15 protein-coding genes are annotated in these 14,192 nt (G+C 58.5%); 4 read left to right on the plus strand and 11 right to left on the minus strand.

Annotation, left to right across the window (positions count from 1 at the left end):
• Positions 1–60 precede the first annotated feature (60 nt).
• A complete protein-coding gene (locus HF679_RS05380) occupies positions 61–987 on the plus strand; it encodes a LysR substrate-binding domain-containing protein (protein WP_123754520.1) in 927 nt (308 codons plus the stop codon).
• On the opposite strand, the gene mdcH is transcribed toward HF679_RS05380, so the two are convergent.
• The 10 genes from mdcH to HF679_RS05430 all read right to left on the minus strand — a co-directional run bounded on the left by mdcH (position 977) and on the right by HF679_RS05430 (position 9,877).
• Positions 977–1,879: a malonate decarboxylase subunit epsilon gene (gene mdcH / locus HF679_RS05385; protein WP_123754519.1), complete on the minus strand. Its 903-nt coding sequence runs from the start codon at positions 1,877–1,879 to the stop codon at positions 977–979. The genes HF679_RS05380 and mdcH overlap by 11 nt on opposite strands.
• On the minus strand, positions 1,876–2,496 hold the full coding sequence (locus HF679_RS05390; protein WP_123754518.1) for a malonate decarboxylase holo-ACP synthase: 621 nt from the start codon (positions 2,494–2,496) through the stop codon (positions 1,876–1,878). The genes mdcH and HF679_RS05390 overlap by 4 nt, the downstream gene beginning before the upstream one ends.
• A 1-nt stretch (position 2,497) precedes the next feature.
• Positions 2,498–3,457, minus strand: a complete 960-nt coding sequence (locus HF679_RS05395) for an AEC family transporter (protein ID WP_123754517.1) — start codon at positions 3,455–3,457, stop codon at positions 2,498–2,500.
• Positions 3,458–3,598: 141 nt separating this feature from the next.
• The gene (gene mdcE, locus HF679_RS05400) at positions 3,599–4,399 is read right to left on the minus strand and encodes a biotin-independent malonate decarboxylase subunit gamma (RefSeq protein ID WP_123754516.1); all 801 of its coding nucleotides are present in this window, start codon (positions 4,397–4,399) and stop codon (positions 3,599–3,601) included.
• Positions 4,399–5,232 (minus strand): biotin-independent malonate decarboxylase subunit beta, encoded by an 834-nt coding sequence (locus HF679_RS05405; RefSeq protein ID WP_154143889.1) that lies wholly within the window; start codon positions 5,230–5,232, stop codon positions 4,399–4,401. The genes mdcE and HF679_RS05405 overlap by 1 nt, the downstream gene beginning before the upstream one ends.
• Positions 5,225–5,524, minus strand: a complete 300-nt coding sequence (mdcC, locus tag HF679_RS05410; RefSeq protein WP_123754514.1) for a malonate decarboxylase acyl carrier protein — start codon at positions 5,522–5,524, stop codon at positions 5,225–5,227. Before mdcC ends, HF679_RS05405 begins: the two co-directional genes overlap by 8 nt.
• A gap of 10 nt (positions 5,525–5,534) precedes the next feature.
• A complete protein-coding gene (locus HF679_RS05415; protein ID WP_123754513.1) occupies positions 5,535–6,395 on the minus strand; it encodes a triphosphoribosyl-dephospho-CoA synthase in 861 nt (286 codons plus the stop codon).
• Positions 6,395–8,050: a malonate decarboxylase subunit alpha gene (mdcA, locus tag HF679_RS05420; RefSeq protein WP_187042686.1), complete on the minus strand. Its 1,656-nt coding sequence runs from the start codon at positions 8,048–8,050 to the stop codon at positions 6,395–6,397. Before mdcA ends, HF679_RS05415 begins: the two co-directional genes overlap by 1 nt.
• A gap of 336 nt (positions 8,051–8,386) precedes the next feature.
• Positions 8,387–8,605: a hypothetical protein gene (locus HF679_RS05425; RefSeq protein WP_123754511.1), complete on the minus strand. Its 219-nt coding sequence runs from the start codon at positions 8,603–8,605 to the stop codon at positions 8,387–8,389.
• A gap of 240 nt (positions 8,606–8,845) precedes the next feature.
• Positions 8,846–9,877, minus strand: coding sequence for an AI-2E family transporter (locus tag HF679_RS05430; RefSeq protein WP_123754510.1), 1,032 nt, complete (start codon positions 9,875–9,877; stop codon positions 8,846–8,848).
• A gap of 530 nt (positions 9,878–10,407) precedes the next feature.
• Between HF679_RS05430 and mdtJ the strand changes: the two genes are divergently transcribed.
• The 3 genes from mdtJ (at position 10,408) to HF679_RS05445 (ending at position 13,351) form a co-directional block, all read left to right on the plus strand.
• The gene (mdtJ, locus tag HF679_RS05435; RefSeq protein WP_123755488.1) at positions 10,408–10,770 is read left to right on the plus strand and encodes a multidrug/spermidine efflux SMR transporter subunit MdtJ; all 363 of its coding nucleotides are present in this window, start codon (positions 10,408–10,410) and stop codon (positions 10,768–10,770) included.
• A complete protein-coding gene (mdtI, locus tag HF679_RS05440) occupies positions 10,757–11,086 on the plus strand; it encodes a multidrug/spermidine efflux SMR transporter subunit MdtI (RefSeq protein ID WP_123754508.1) in 330 nt (109 codons plus the stop codon). Before mdtJ ends, mdtI begins: the two co-directional genes overlap by 14 nt.
• Positions 11,087–11,194: 108 nt before the next feature.
• Positions 11,195–13,351, plus strand: a complete 2,157-nt coding sequence (locus HF679_RS05445) for a putative bifunctional diguanylate cyclase/phosphodiesterase (RefSeq protein ID WP_187042687.1) — start codon at positions 11,195–11,197, stop codon at positions 13,349–13,351.
• A 3-nt stretch (positions 13,352–13,354) separates the two neighbouring features.
• Here the strand turns inward: HF679_RS05445 and HF679_RS05450 are convergent, their stop codons facing one another.
• Positions 13,355–14,167, minus strand: a complete 813-nt coding sequence (locus HF679_RS05450) for a trypsin-like serine peptidase (protein ID WP_123754506.1) — start codon at positions 14,165–14,167, stop codon at positions 13,355–13,357.
• Positions 14,168–14,192: the final 25 nt, after the last annotated feature.

Here is a 14,192-nt window from a genome sequence, read left to right on the forward strand (position 1 = left end):
ATACTGGCTTGAATTTATAAGAGAAAGCGAAGCCAACGGCGAAGAAGCGGGGCGCCAGCAATGAAAGACGATATCAACCAGGAGATTACCTTCCGCAAGCTGGCGGTATTTATGATGTTTATGGCGAAGGGAAATATCGCCAGAACCGCCGAAGCCATGCAGCTGAGCGGGGTGAGCGTCCACCGGGCGCTGCATACCCTCGAAGAGGGCGTGGGCTGCCCGCTGTTCGTGCATAAAGGGCGCAATTTACTGCCGCTACCGGCGGCCTGGACGCTGCTGGAATACTGTCAGGATGTGACAACGCTGATGACCCGCGGTCTGGAAGCGACGCGCAAAGTCGCCGGCGTGGGCCAGGGGCGGTTGCGGATCGGCACGCTCTATTCGCTGACGCTGGAAACCGTGCCGCGCATCATCATGGGGATGAAGCTCCGCCGCCCGGAGCTGGAGCTGGATCTGACCATGGGCTCCAATCAGATGCTGCTGGATATGCTGGAAGACGATGCCCTTGACGCTATTCTGATTGCCACCAATGAAGGCGAGTTCAGCCAGTCCTCCTTCGATGTAGTACCGCTGTTTGAGGATGATATTTTCCTCGCGGCGCCGGCCACGGAACGCCTCGACACCTCAACGCCCGCCGACCTGCGCGATTATGCCGACCGCAAATTTGTCTCGCTGGCGGAAGGGTTCGCCACCTACGCCGGTTTTCAGGAGGCCTTCCAGGTGGCGGCCTTTGAGCCCGACATTGTCACCCGGGTCAACGATATCTTCTCGATGATTAGTCTGGTACAGGCCGGGGTGGGGTTTGCGCTACTGCCGGGGCGAATGAAGAAAGTCTATGAAAATGATGTGCAGCTGTTAAAGCTGGCGGAACCGTACCAGATGCGCCAGCTGATCTCGATTGTCTATTCGCACCATCGGGAACGTGACCCGGACCTGCTGGCGCTGGCGGCAGAAGGGCGCATGTACGCCCGCAGCCTTACCCGTTAAGCCGATGCGCGAGGTGCTGGGCCACTGCAACGCTGTTGCGTTCCATGCAGATGGCCTCGCCCTGCCAGCCCGCGAGGTGCGTCAGCCCGGTCAACACGCTGCCGGGCGGCATCTCAAGCGCCAGCCGGGCATCGCGCTGATTGGCGGAAACCATGGCGTCCTGCCACTGCACAGTGCGCGCCATATTAAAGGCTAAGTCGTCGGCGATTTTCTGCGGCTCCCACAGTACCCGACCCGTCGTCCCGCTCAGATAAGCACGCAGAGGGCGTGACAACGTCACTGATTCAAACGCCTTCGCCAGTTTAGCGGCGGGCTTATCCAGCAGCGCGCAGTGCGACGGCACGCTCACCGCCAGGCGGGTGGCTTTGCTGGCTCCGGCCTCCAGCGCTTTACGCGCGACCTCCGCCATATCCTCATCCCGTCCGGCAATTACAATCTGCGTTTCGGCATTAAGGTTGGCGATATAGGTGCCACTGTCTGCCATCAGTTTTTCAACCTGATTAAGTTGCAGGCCGACAATGGCCGTCAGGCCGTAGCCGTGAGGATAGGCCTGCTCCATTAAATCGCCGCGCAGCGCCACCAGTCGCAGGGCATCGCGGAAATCGAGCGCCCCGGCAATCACCGCCGCCGGGTAGGCGCCAATCGACAGGCCGCTGACCATATCGGGGGTCACACCGTGACGCATCAGCTCCCGCGCCCAGGCTACGCCGGCGATCAGCAGACACAGCTGCACCGCCCGGGTGTGTTTTAACGCCTCTGGGGTGTCGAGCTTATCGGTTTCCGCGCCGAGCACGGCGCGGACGTCGGCGAGAAGCGCCTCGCCGTCGGGCAGGTTGTCCAGCATCCCCGGGCGTTGTGTGCCCTGACCGGGAAAGGTAAAGAGGATTTTCATAATGGCTCCCTGTGCCACGGCGTTGCGGTGAGCGCAGGGCCGGTGGCGGTTTTCAGCAGAACGCGTCCTTCGCGCAGCCATTCGTTCAATGCAAACGCGCCGAAGGGCGTTTCAATCTGGGTGTCGGCGCGGCACGGCAGCGTGTCGACCTGCGCCTGCCACTGGCGTAACTCATCGTTGGTCAGCGGCTCAGGTGCGCGAATCACTAAATCGAGGTCGCTGTCGGCGTGCAGAACCGGAATTTCGGTGGCGAGCGCATAGCCGGTGCTGCCGGTGATGCCCCACAGCCACGGCCACGCAAAGGTGGTCAGCAAAATAGCCGCCTGAACCGGCGGCTGGGAAACAAACGGCGAATGCAGCAGGCGCTGGCGTTCGGCCAGATCTTCCGGCGTCACCACGCGGGAAACCGCCGCTGCCTTCACCCATCCGGCGGCGCGCTGTTCGCGCTTCATGCCGCGCACGCCTACCGGAATCTCATCGCTGTCATTCGCATCGCGCCGCACCACTACCGGTAAACCGGGGTGCCACTGGCTGGTGACCCACGCCTCCTGGATATCCAGTAAAGCGTCGGCGTTGTTCAGCCACAGTAAGTCGTGCGGGCGCGGGGCGAATGTCATATCAAATACCTGAAGTCAGCGTAATAAACAGCGGTAACGACAGGATACACAGAACCGAGCTCAACAGCAGCACCGCTTCTGCGTCCGGCGACTGCACGCCAAAACGGTTGCCGAACACTACGCCGAAGAAGCCAGCGGACAGGGCAATCATCAGGATCGCGGTAATTGCCACCGAGCCGTGCAGACCGAAGGCCAGTACGATAGCCCAGGCGATAAACGGTTGGATCAGCAGTTTGGCGATAGTGGCAATGCCGACCATCGCGTTCAGTTTCAGCTTACGAGCAGAGAGGATCACCCCGGTCAGGAACAGGGCGGCAGCGGTGGCAGACAGACCCAGTGGTTTGATCGCAGCCAGAACCAGGTCCGGCATTTTGATGCCAATCGCCGACAGGATCACCCCAAGCAGCGGGCCCATGACGATAGGTTTTTTCAGCGAGCGCCACATCAGCACCGGCAGCATTGCCAGGGTAGAACCGCTGTTTTCGCCGGCGGCGCGGGCTTTTTCACGCTCCAGGATCAGCAGGCAGAACGGCGTCATCAGTACGGAACCGCAGGCAATGGAGACGGCTACGGAGAGCGAGGTCGCAGAACCTTCGCCCAGCACGCTGCCGAGAATCGGCAGGCCCAGCGCGGCATAATTCGGCAGCGCGACGGTAAGGGTCAGCACCGCGGCATCCTGCGGGGATTTTTTAAACACGCCGGTGGCGAGGAAGTAGATTGCCGCGTAGGTAATCCACATCGCACCCGTCAGCACCACGATCAGCGGAGACTGGGCAACGATACCCGCCCACGGCGTCTGCACGGTGGCGCTGAACAGCGCGGCGGGCAGGGCAAAGTCCATTACGAAGATATTGAGCAGCGAGACGTTTTTATTGTCGACCATTCCGGCTTTGCCGGCCCAGAAGCCCAGCAGCATGATGATAAAAATCGGAGCAAGGGCATGAACAATTACGTAAGTCATAGATCACCTGTAGAAGATAATAAAATTAGCACTGACGCGATGGTTATAGTTTTCTAAAAGCGGCGTACCGTGGACGCTATGCTGCGCCCGACGGTGGCCGCTTTCGGCAGGTCTTTTTTTACGTACTTCTGATGTTGCTCGTTACCAGCTGGCGCGCATCCGTTCGCGCACCAGGGCAGAGCTACGGCGATTTTCCGCGCCGAGACGGTTTTGCAGTGTTGGATCCTGGCGTGCATCCGCAATCGCCTTCTGCACGGTGATTTCCACCAGCGCGAGGTCCGAATCGGACGGCGCATCCGGGTTGCTGAGATTCAGCAGATCCGAGAGCAGGCCGAGGGTGGCGTAGTTGCTGACGTCATAGGCCATTGGCGGAATGGTGGCCGCCAGTTTTTCCAGCGCCTCAACGGTACGCAGGGTGATACGCGCGGCGGACGCTTTGCCCATCGCATGCACCAGCACGCCTTTATCGTTGATGGCAATCAGGCGGTTGGCCTGGTAGCCGTGCGCCAGGAACGCCCCGGACATCGCTTTGCCGACAATCAGGCCGATCACCGGATGGCCTGCCAGGCGGGCTTTGGCGTAAGCCCCTGCGGCACCGGCCAGCGCCTGGTGAATACCGAACGCTTCTTCGCGGCGGCCGTAGGCCTGACTCGGGACGTCGATCACCGCCACAATCGGGCGTTTCACGTTGCTATTTGCATCGACGTCGATGGTTTCATTGACCACTTTCGCCAGCGTCCAGCCTTCCAGCAGGCCCACTTCGCCTTTGGCGGCCCGCGGATAGTGGTTATGGGCATCCGGTACCACGGCGATAAAGCGCACGGGCTCATTGTTCAGTTCACCGTCAGCAACCTGAACAGAAGGGCACAGGCCGCTCAGGCGCGGCGCATTCGGCGCCAGTTTTTCCAGCCATACGGCCCCACGGCTATTGGACTGAGTCATCATTTCACCTCCCGGGCAAAAAGCTGTTTGATCTGCGCGGTATCCGCCTGCAGGCGGGTATCGAAGTTGGTCAGACGGGTCAGGTAATCGGCATATTTATCGCTGCGGTGCTGTGCCGGAACGCCTTTGGCAATGGCGTCGTTCATGGCGGTTTTCACCGCGTTGATGCCGTCACCAACCAGCGCATCGACCAGCCCGCTGTCGTAGCGGATTTCGCCGCCGGTCATGCTCCAGATAAACGGGCGATCGCGGGAGTCGTACTCTTCGATCCCAGCTTCCTGCTCGATAACCTGCGGGCCGTTGAGGCCCAGACGCGCTTCGCGGGTGACAATCAGATAGCTGCACAGGGCGGCGGCGATGGACATCCCGCCGAAGCAGCCGACGGTACCGGCGATAATGCCGACCACCGGGGTATAGCGACGCAGGTCAACGATCGCCGCATGGATGTCAGCGATGGCCGCGAGGCCGAGGTTGGCTTCCTGTAACCGCACGCCGCCGGTTTCGAGGCACAGCACCGCCTGGGTCGGGATACCGTTGCGGTTGTCTTCTGCCGCCAGTTCGAGCGCCGCCGCCATTTTGGCGCCGGACACTTCGCCCATGCTGCCGCCCTGGAAGGTGCCTTCGATGGCGATAACCACCGCCGACTGGCCGTTAATGGTGCCGCGAGCGACCACCATGCCGTCATCAGACTGCGGCACCACGCCCTGTTGCGCGAGCCACGGCGACATAATGCCTTCGAACGGGTCGAGTAGTTCGCGGTAGCTGCCATCGTCCAGCAGCGCGTGGGCGCGTTCACGGGCCCGTAATTCAATAAAGCTGCGGTCGTTACGCATGGGCAACCTCCTCAAAAACCTGTTCGATACGAATGCGCGCTACGCCGGGCGTCGCGCCGAAATCGTGAATAATCAGCGTGCCGGCGGGCAGGCCGTTGATCAGGTTCAGGCGGTCAAATAAGGCGTTCCAGCGACCGGCGCTGTTGTCCACCGAGGTGGTGATATCAATGCTGAGCGTGTCCCCGGCTGCTGCGGTGAACAGCACTTCCATATCACCGGAGCCGACGACGCCTGCCAGGGCTTTACCGTTGAAGGTATGGCTGGCAGGGAATGACAATGTAATGTGTTCCATAACATCCTCTTTAAATTGAGCAAGACGCGGGCGGGCATACCCTGTCGAGAAACAGCGTGGCGGCGAGCAGATCGGCAGCACCGCCGGGCGATGCGTTGAGTGCCAGCATCTGGGTGTCGAGTCTGGCGAGCGCTTTGCGCCCCTGAACTGTGGCGCTGCCGCCGACGTTCAGTACCGCACGGGCACCGTTCTGCATCGCATGCAGGCCGGGCATCCCGGCGCGGGAAAGCACGCAGGTATCGCTGAGCGAGGTCATGATCGCCATCAGCGCGTCAATGCGGGCTTCGCTTTCGCCGGCACCGCTGGCGCGGCTGTGCCGCAGCTGTGGCAGAGCCAGATTCATCACATGGGGAAACGCCTGTTGCGCCTCTTCACGCGCCCCCGGCACCCGATACTGATGGGTCGCTTTCAGCCCTTTGCTGAATACCTTCGGCGCGGTGTTGTCCGGCAGGCGGGCAAGCAGGGCGGCGGTATCCGCTATCTGTTGCGCGCTGGCCTCAAGGCTGACCATCGCGCTGGCGCTGACTAGTAATCCCAACGCCCAAATTGCCCCGCGATGGGTGTTCACGCCGTTGGTCGCCGCCATCATCTGCTGTTCGCCTTCGCGCCCTAAACGGCCGACGGTTTCGCGCAGGGCGATATCGGCCGGGCGTTGCCAGCTGTGCTGAGCCAGTTGCAGAAACGTCGGGGTCAGGCTGTGCGCCGAGCGCTCCATCAGGGCCAGTGAGAGGTCGTGATGGGCACCGTTTCCCCGGCTGTCCACCAGACCCGGCTTCGGGCTTAATCGCGCTTCGTCGATCAGGCAGTCGCGGGCGATAAACGCCAGCTTTTCGGCCTGTACCTCGGCATGAGTCTGTGACAGAAGTTTCATTACCAGCTCCGGAATTTCGCAGGTGGGTTGTACAGACCGTCGGACCATTCGACCAGGTCCGCCACGCTGCCTGCAGCAAGCAGGGAACGGGTGGCGTCGCTACGGCGAATACCGATATCTTCCGGATAGACCACTTTGCCGCTCTTACGCAGGTCGGCAACGCGCTTAGCATCCACGCCAAGTCCGATATCGGTGATCCCGGCAACCGCAGCCACCATTGCGCGACGCTCTTCGAGGCTTTCTGCCCGGTAGAGGTAGGCAATGCCTTCTTCGGTCAATACGTGGGTCACGTCGTCGCCATAGATCATCACCGGCGCCAGCGGCATTCCGGAGGCTTTGGCGACGTCAACCGCATCGAGTGTTTCCACGAAGGTCGGTTTCGCGCCGGCCTGGAAGGTTTCCACCATCTGCACCACCAGCTTTTTGCCGCGCTGCATCGGGTCCGGTTCGGTGATCATGTTCAGCCAGGCCGGAGTGGCGTGACGGCGACCGTGCGGGTCGTGGCCCATGTTCGGCGCACCGCCGAAGCCGGACAGCCGCCCACGCGTGACGGTGGAGGAGTTAGCGAGGCCATCCACCTGCAGGGTCGAGCCGATAAACATATCCACCGCGTACTGACCTGCCAGCTGGCAGAAGGCGCGGTTGGAGCGCATCGAGCCGTCGGCGCCGGTAAAGAACACATCGGGACGGGCGCGGATATACTCTTCCATCCCCAGTTCGCCGCCGAAGCAGTGCACACTTTCGACCCAGCCGCTCTCAATCGCCGGGATCAGCGTCGGGTGCGGGTTGAGGGTCCAGTGCTTACAGATTTTGCCCTTCAGGCCGAGTTGTTCGCCGTAGGTCGGCAGCAGCAGTTCGATGGCGGCGGTGTTAAAGCCGATGCCGTGGTTCAGGGACTGCACCTGGTGCTCGGCGTAGATGCCTTTAATCGCCATCATCGCCATCAGGATATGTTCCTGCTTGATGAGGCGCGGGTCGCGGGTAAACAGCGGTTCAATAAAGAATGGTTTATCGGCGACGACCACATAATCAATCCACGAGCCCGGAATATCGACGCGCGGCAGGTCGCACTCGTCGTCCACCAGTTCATTGACCTGAGCAATCACGATGCCGTCGTGGAAGGCGGCGGATTCAACCAGCGCCGGGGTATCTTCAGTGCTTGGCCCGGTATAGAGGTTGCCTTTGCGGTCTGCTTTATAGCCGGCGATCAGCGCCACGTTTGGTGACAGATCGACGTACAGGCGGGAATAGAGCTCGATATAGGTATGAATTGCCCCGATCTCCAGCAGACCATCTTCCAGCAGCTGCGAAATGCGCAGGCTCTGGGTACCGGAGAACGAGAAATCAAGTTTGCGGGCGATGCCTTTTTCAAACAAATCCAGGTGCTCGCTGCGCCCGACGCTGGGCATAATCATGTGCAGGTCGCGGATCTTTTGCGGGTTCACTTCCGCCAGCATACGGGAGAGGAAATCGGCCTGTTTCTGGTTGTTGCCCTCCAGCACCACGCGGTCGCCGGGGGCCAGCAGATGCTCTAGCGCATCGACCAGTTGGTCGGTGGGGATAACCTTACCGGAGACATTCGCGGCGGCCAGTCGGCGCTGCTTTTCCGTCCGGCGACGGTTCCAGACCCGTCCCGTCGTTTGTTCGCCATTCATTATTAACCTCCTGATTCGACAAATCGTTTTGATTGTCATGGTGTGGAAGTTAGTGTGCGACGAGCGGGGCAGTGCATCAATTAAGCCCGGGAACAGATTGTTAGCCTGAGAGTAATAATTTCCTGGGTAATTATGTGACGGCGATCGAAGCAGGAAGGCTGGGGGTGGACTACGGGGAGATGATGTTGGTCAGCAGATGGTGTTGCTACGAACAGTGGGTATCCAGCGAATGATCCGTGTAATGCGAAGGATGAACGACATGAGATGGCTGCCGTTCATTGATTCTAAGAGGGGAAGTAAACCAAAATAGCCTGATACAGGCCTGGAGAGACTGCGTTAAATATCTTGCAGTTCACGCATCAGGCGCCCGCGCAATTTTTTGCGTAATAGGGTGGCAGAAGAGTGTTTTTTGCCGCGAGCAAGGCTGTCTTTGATTTCAACCAGGGTGGCCTGCGTATTGATAGCGCAGGATGCCGCTAATGCCTGGAACACCTTTTTCCCACCGGTATCAGCGGTGCACAGCGTGCTGCGTTGCTGCTTAGTGTAATACGACATAGTTTGCTCTCCCCTGCGTAACGGTTTTGTAAGCCTTTAAATCCCCAGGAATCAGTGGGCGCGGGATCTTTTTGGGCAACCCAGTGCGTTGATTATAGCGTGGCTCACTTTTTAACCCAAGCATATAGTCATAGGTCTCTTCGAGAGGGGACTGGAATTAAATGTAAAGCCGCTGGCGGCATTGCACCGCCAGCGTGAGCTCCTGTACCCTGAATCATTCAGGCTGTATAACCGGTATACCTACTTACTTAAATCACTCAGCAGTACCGCGATGCTTTGTCCGCTGGCGCTCTGCTCAAGCGCAATTTTCACAATGATGGTCAGCGGCACGGAGAGCAGCATGCCGACCGGCCCCAGCAGCCAGCCCCAGAAAATCAACGACAGAAACACCACCAGCGTTGAAAGCCCCAGACCACGGCCCATGATCCGCGGTTCGAGGATGTTGCCGAAGACAATGTTGATCACCAGGTATCCGGTGAGCACCACCAGCGCGTCATACAGACCGCCAAACACCATCACCTGCAAAATGGGCGGGATCGCCGCCAGAATCGAACCGATATTCGGAATGTAGTTCAGCGCAAACGCCAGCAGGCCCCACATAAAGGCGAACCGCACATCCAGCAGCGCCAGCATAGCCCAGACCACCAGCCCGGTGACCAGGCTGATGGCGGTTTTTAATACCAGATAGCGCGAGACGCTGTCGAGGGCGCGCTGAATGGCCCCCATACCTTCCACCGGTCTCGACATCAGCTGCTGCAACTTGGCGGGAAGCTGCGGGACTTCCAGCAGCATAAACACCACCGTCAACAGCAGCAGGAAGATCGACGACATGGCGTTGGATAGCTGAGTCAGCAGGCTGGTCACCATCGTCATGACCGCATTGGGATCGATATATTTATTCAGCTCCACCACCGACACGCTAAAACCAAAGCGCTGCAGCCAGGGGGTAACGGTATGCACCGGCTCGGAAAGCGAGCTGCGGTATTGCGGCAGGGTACGCGCCAGTTCATTGAGCGACGTTGCGAGTGAAGCCAGCAGAACAACCGCCAGCATCACAATGGTGCCGATCAGCAGCACGATGGCCAGCACTCGCGGCACCCGACAGCGCATCATCAGGTGCACCAGCGGGTTGATCACCACCGCCAGAAACAGCGCCAGCACGAAGGGAACGATGATATCGGCCGCGAAGCGGATACCGGTAAGAATGATGACCAGCATGCCCAGCATGATGACAATCTTTAATCCATTAAGGGTGATGATGGGTTTGGCCATAGGTGTCCCTGAGAAGAAAACCGGTTTTTCTCACAGTGTAGCGTCGGATGCCGGACAAAAGGCAGTAAAAAGTCGCTAGCAGTAAAAGTCTTATCGTGAAGAAGACAATCCGGTCATTAAAATAAAAATGAGCACACGCCATCATAATGGCGATTGACATCAGAAAAAGCTAATCTAAATCAAATGCCAGACGTAAAGAAGTGCAAAGGCTTTGAGAGTAAAAGGGCGTTATGGTACAAATTCAGGGTGTTTAACTCTCGAGGACAATATTCATCCGCAATGATGGGAAGCAATACCGCGGATAATTGTAATTTTATGGACAATCAGTTCACCCTGTTTATTTCAGTTTCTGTTTGCGAAACCCTTCCTGACAGCCGCTTCTACGGCGAGCAACACTGGCGCTCCGCGCTTTAGTCCTTCTCCTCTGCCTGAGCTGGCGCACTGCGCACGGCTAAATCTACGCCAGAATTTTTCGGTCTGCCCCGGTGGCAAGCCGTCATGGATTATATTCTCATGCAGGAGAACGGATGATGTTTTATTGGATTTTATTAGCTCTCGCTATTGTTGCTGAAATTATCGGCACACTTTCTATGAAATGGGCCAGCGTTAGCGGTGGTCACCTTGGTTTTATTTTGATGTTGGTGATGATCGCCGTTTCCTATATTTTCCTGGCCTTTGCGGTTAAAAAAATCGCCCTCGGGGTGGCCTATGCGTTATGGGAAGGTATCGGCATTTTGTTGATTACCTTATTCAGCGTGATGCTGTTTGATGAGTCCCTGTCGCTGGTCAAAATTGCCGGTCTGACGACGCTGGTCGCCGGGATTGTGCTGATTAAATCCGGCACCCAAAAAGTCGAGAAGCAGCCAGAGGAGTTAACGCATGCAACAGTTTGAATGGGTGCATGGCGCCTGGCTGGCGCTGGCTATCGTGCTGGAAATTGTCGCTAACGTCTTTTTGAAGTTTTCCGACGGCTTTCGCCACAAAGTGTACGGTGTTCTCTCGCTGCTGGCGGTGCTTGGCGCCTTCAGCGCGCTCTCCCAGGCGGTGAAGGGGATTGACCTGTCGGTGGCTTATGCCCTGTGGGGCGGGTTCGGCATTGCCGCCACCCTCGCCGCGGGCTGGATCCTGTTTGGTCAGCGCCTGAATTATAAAGGCTGGCTCGGCGTGATCCTGCTGGTGAGCGGGATGGTATTAATTAAACTGGCGTAATGTGATGCCGCCTGCATATGCGGGCGGCAAAATTTGTTCTCTGTAGTATTCTTTAAAAAAAAGCGTGCTGGCGGCGGATTTACCTTTAGCCGTAAGAGAGGACTGATAATGGTAAATTTGCCTGGCTGGCGCAATCTCCCCTCTGCTAAAACCCTGTCGGTAATGATCTTCCTTGCCGGGATCGGCCTGATTGTCTCGATTATTTCACTGCTCTATTTTTCCCAACATCTGATCGGCATTAAAACCAACGAAATTGACAGGCATCGCTCGATCCTCTCTGTGGATGGCGCGGTGCAAACCTCGGTGACCCGCGTGCTGTCGTTGGTCCAGGATAATTCAATCTGGGATGACGCCGTGAGACAAACCTACGCCCCGGTGCTGGATACCACCTGGCTGTATGACTCCTGGGGTTCCGGATTCAAAATTGACGATCTCTACGACGGGATGTTCGTCCTCGACCAGCATTATCAGGTGCTGTGGGGTTCGTTTCGCAGCAAGACGCTCAATGAAACCGATATTCGCTTCTTTGGCAGCGGCCTGCGGGCATTAATAACCAAACATGGCGAAGAGTTGCGCAGCGGCAAGAGCGCCTATGCCGGTATTACCCGTACCCAGGCGGGGATCGCCTTTATCGGCATCGGGCTGATACGCCCGTCGATGGGACGTTTACAGGTGCACGATGATACCCGCCGTTATCTGGTGGTCACCCGACATATCAATGCAGATATCCTCGAAAAACTCGGGAATACCTTTCAGATCCGCGGGTTGCATGCCACCGATCGCGGAGGGGAATATAGCGTCCCGTTACGCACCAGCGCCGGCGAGACGGTCGGTTATCTTAGCTGGCGGCCGCGATTGCCAGGCGCGGAGGCGGCGCATGCGGCGTCGACCGGTATTCGGCTTATCGCCTTACTGGCCGCCAGCCTGATCCTGTTGTTTATTCTGTTGAGCTGCCTCGGGCTGTATAAGCTGGCGTGCGGTGAGAAACTGGCGCGGCAGATAGCGATGACCGACTGGCTCAGTAAGTTACCCAACCGCCGGGCGCTGTTCGGGCGTCTCAATCAGATCTGCGAAAAGACGCAGCACGAAGTGCAGTGCGTGGTATTTATCGACCTTGATGGTTTTAAAGATGTCAATGACAACTACGGCCATGAGGTGGGGGATGCGCTGATTGCGCATATTGCCCGGGAGCTTCAGGAGCGTGTCCCCTCCGACGGCCTGCTGGCGCGGATGGGTGGAGATGAGTTCGCCATGTCCGTCGGCGGAGAGCAGTCGATAGCGCAGGCGTCGGCCTTTGCATGGGCGGTGCTGGAGATGCTGAAGTCGCCGGTGGCGATTGGCGAGCGCAAAATTTACATCAGCGCCAGTATCGGCATTGCCAGCGGCACGCCGGCGACCTGTTCCAGCACCGAGCTGTTTCGTCGCGCCGATATTGCCATGTATCACTCGAAAAAATCGGGTAAAGGGCGCACCACCTGGTACGACGAGAGCCTCAACGATACCCGGCAGTACCAGCTCAATATTGAAAACGGTATCCGCCAGGGGCTGGAGAACGAGGAGTTTGATGTCTGGTATCAGCCGATCGTCAACGCCGATACGCTGGTGGTGGTTGGCGTAGAGGCGCTGCTCCGCTGGCCCCGTCGACCGGAAGGTCCGCTGCCGCCGGACGCCTTTATCGGCATCGCGGAAAGCAGCGGGCTGATTTATGCCCTCGGCCAGTTTGCCTTGTATCGCGCCTGCAGCGATCTGCGTGCGCTGGATGATTTAATGCTGTCGGTGAATATCTCCCCGGCGCAGTTTCGCGACCCGGAGTTTGAGTCACGGGTGGTTCAGGTGCTGGCCCGCTGCCACTTCCCGGCCCGTCGGTTGCAAATTGAAGTGACCGAAAGCTATGTGATGGAGAATCCGGCCCGTGCGCTGGCGGCGATAGAGAATCTCAAGGCGCTGGGGACCTCGGTGGCGCTGGATGATTTTGGCATCGGTTACTCCAGCATTGGCTATCTGCGGAGCTTTCATTTCGATACCCTCAAAATTGATAAATCATTGGCCGGCGTGGTTGATGTCGATGCGCAGGCCGCGGAGCTGGTGCGCGGAACCGTGCGGATCGCCGGGGCGCTCGGGATGACGGTGGTTGCCGAAGGGGTTGAGAATCAGCAGCAGCTGGCGCTGCTGCGTCGGGCCGGATGCGACCGTTTACAGGGATTTTATTTTAGCGAACCGATGCCCATTGCCGCATTACGACAGCTGCGCCAGCAGCAGGGCTAGCGGTTATTCACCGGCCAGCGTTTCCAGTTTGTCACGAAAACCGGTCACCGAGATGGCGCGGTTATCCGCCCGCCAGCGATCTTTCGGCCCCGGCGCCGAGCTCTGTACGGCAATCACCTGCCAGCCGCTATCGGTTTTCAGCAGCAGCGGCGAACCGCTGTCGCCAGGCAGCGTATCGCACTGGTGCGACAGGACCGTGGTCTGCGCCCAGCCGGTGACGATGCAATCCTGGTGGGTATAGAGATTGTCGAGATGGTCTTCCGGGTAGCCCGACTGGGTGACTTTACGCTCCGCGACTTTCAGCGCGGCGGTCAGATCGGCCTTATCGCCGCTAAATAACGGGATCGGGGTGATGCCGGAAGGCGCATAGCGCAGGACAATCAGGCCAAAATCCCACGGGGCAGCAGCCGAGGGGACAATCCAGCCGTCGCCATCCGCTTTCAGCCGTTTGCCCAGCGACGGGTCAACGCGCCCCTCAATACCGTGAATTTCATAGACCCAGCCGCCTTTGCGCGAGATAAAGCGCAGGGCGACTGCCTTATCCGGTTTGCCTTTTGGCGGCGTCAGCAGGCAGTGGCCCGCCGTCAGCGCCAGATGCGGCGAAATCAGGGTGGCGGTACACAGATTACCGCTGGCCGTTTCTAACTGCCCGATGGCATCCCAGGGTTCTTCAGCAGGATTGTTGACCGGTTTGCGATCGTCATGACCGAAAAAAAGCGTCTTGATATCTTTTGCGCTCATGCTGTCATCATCAGCGTGAGCAAACGGGGACAACAAACAAAAAGAACACAACAACAACAGTACGTCTTTGCGCATATGACTCTCTAAGGAGAAATTCTCT

Source organism: Enterobacter sp. JUb54, from assembly GCF_014298075.1.
Lineage (GTDB): Bacteria > Pseudomonadota > Gammaproteobacteria > Enterobacterales > Enterobacteriaceae > Klebsiella > Klebsiella lignicola.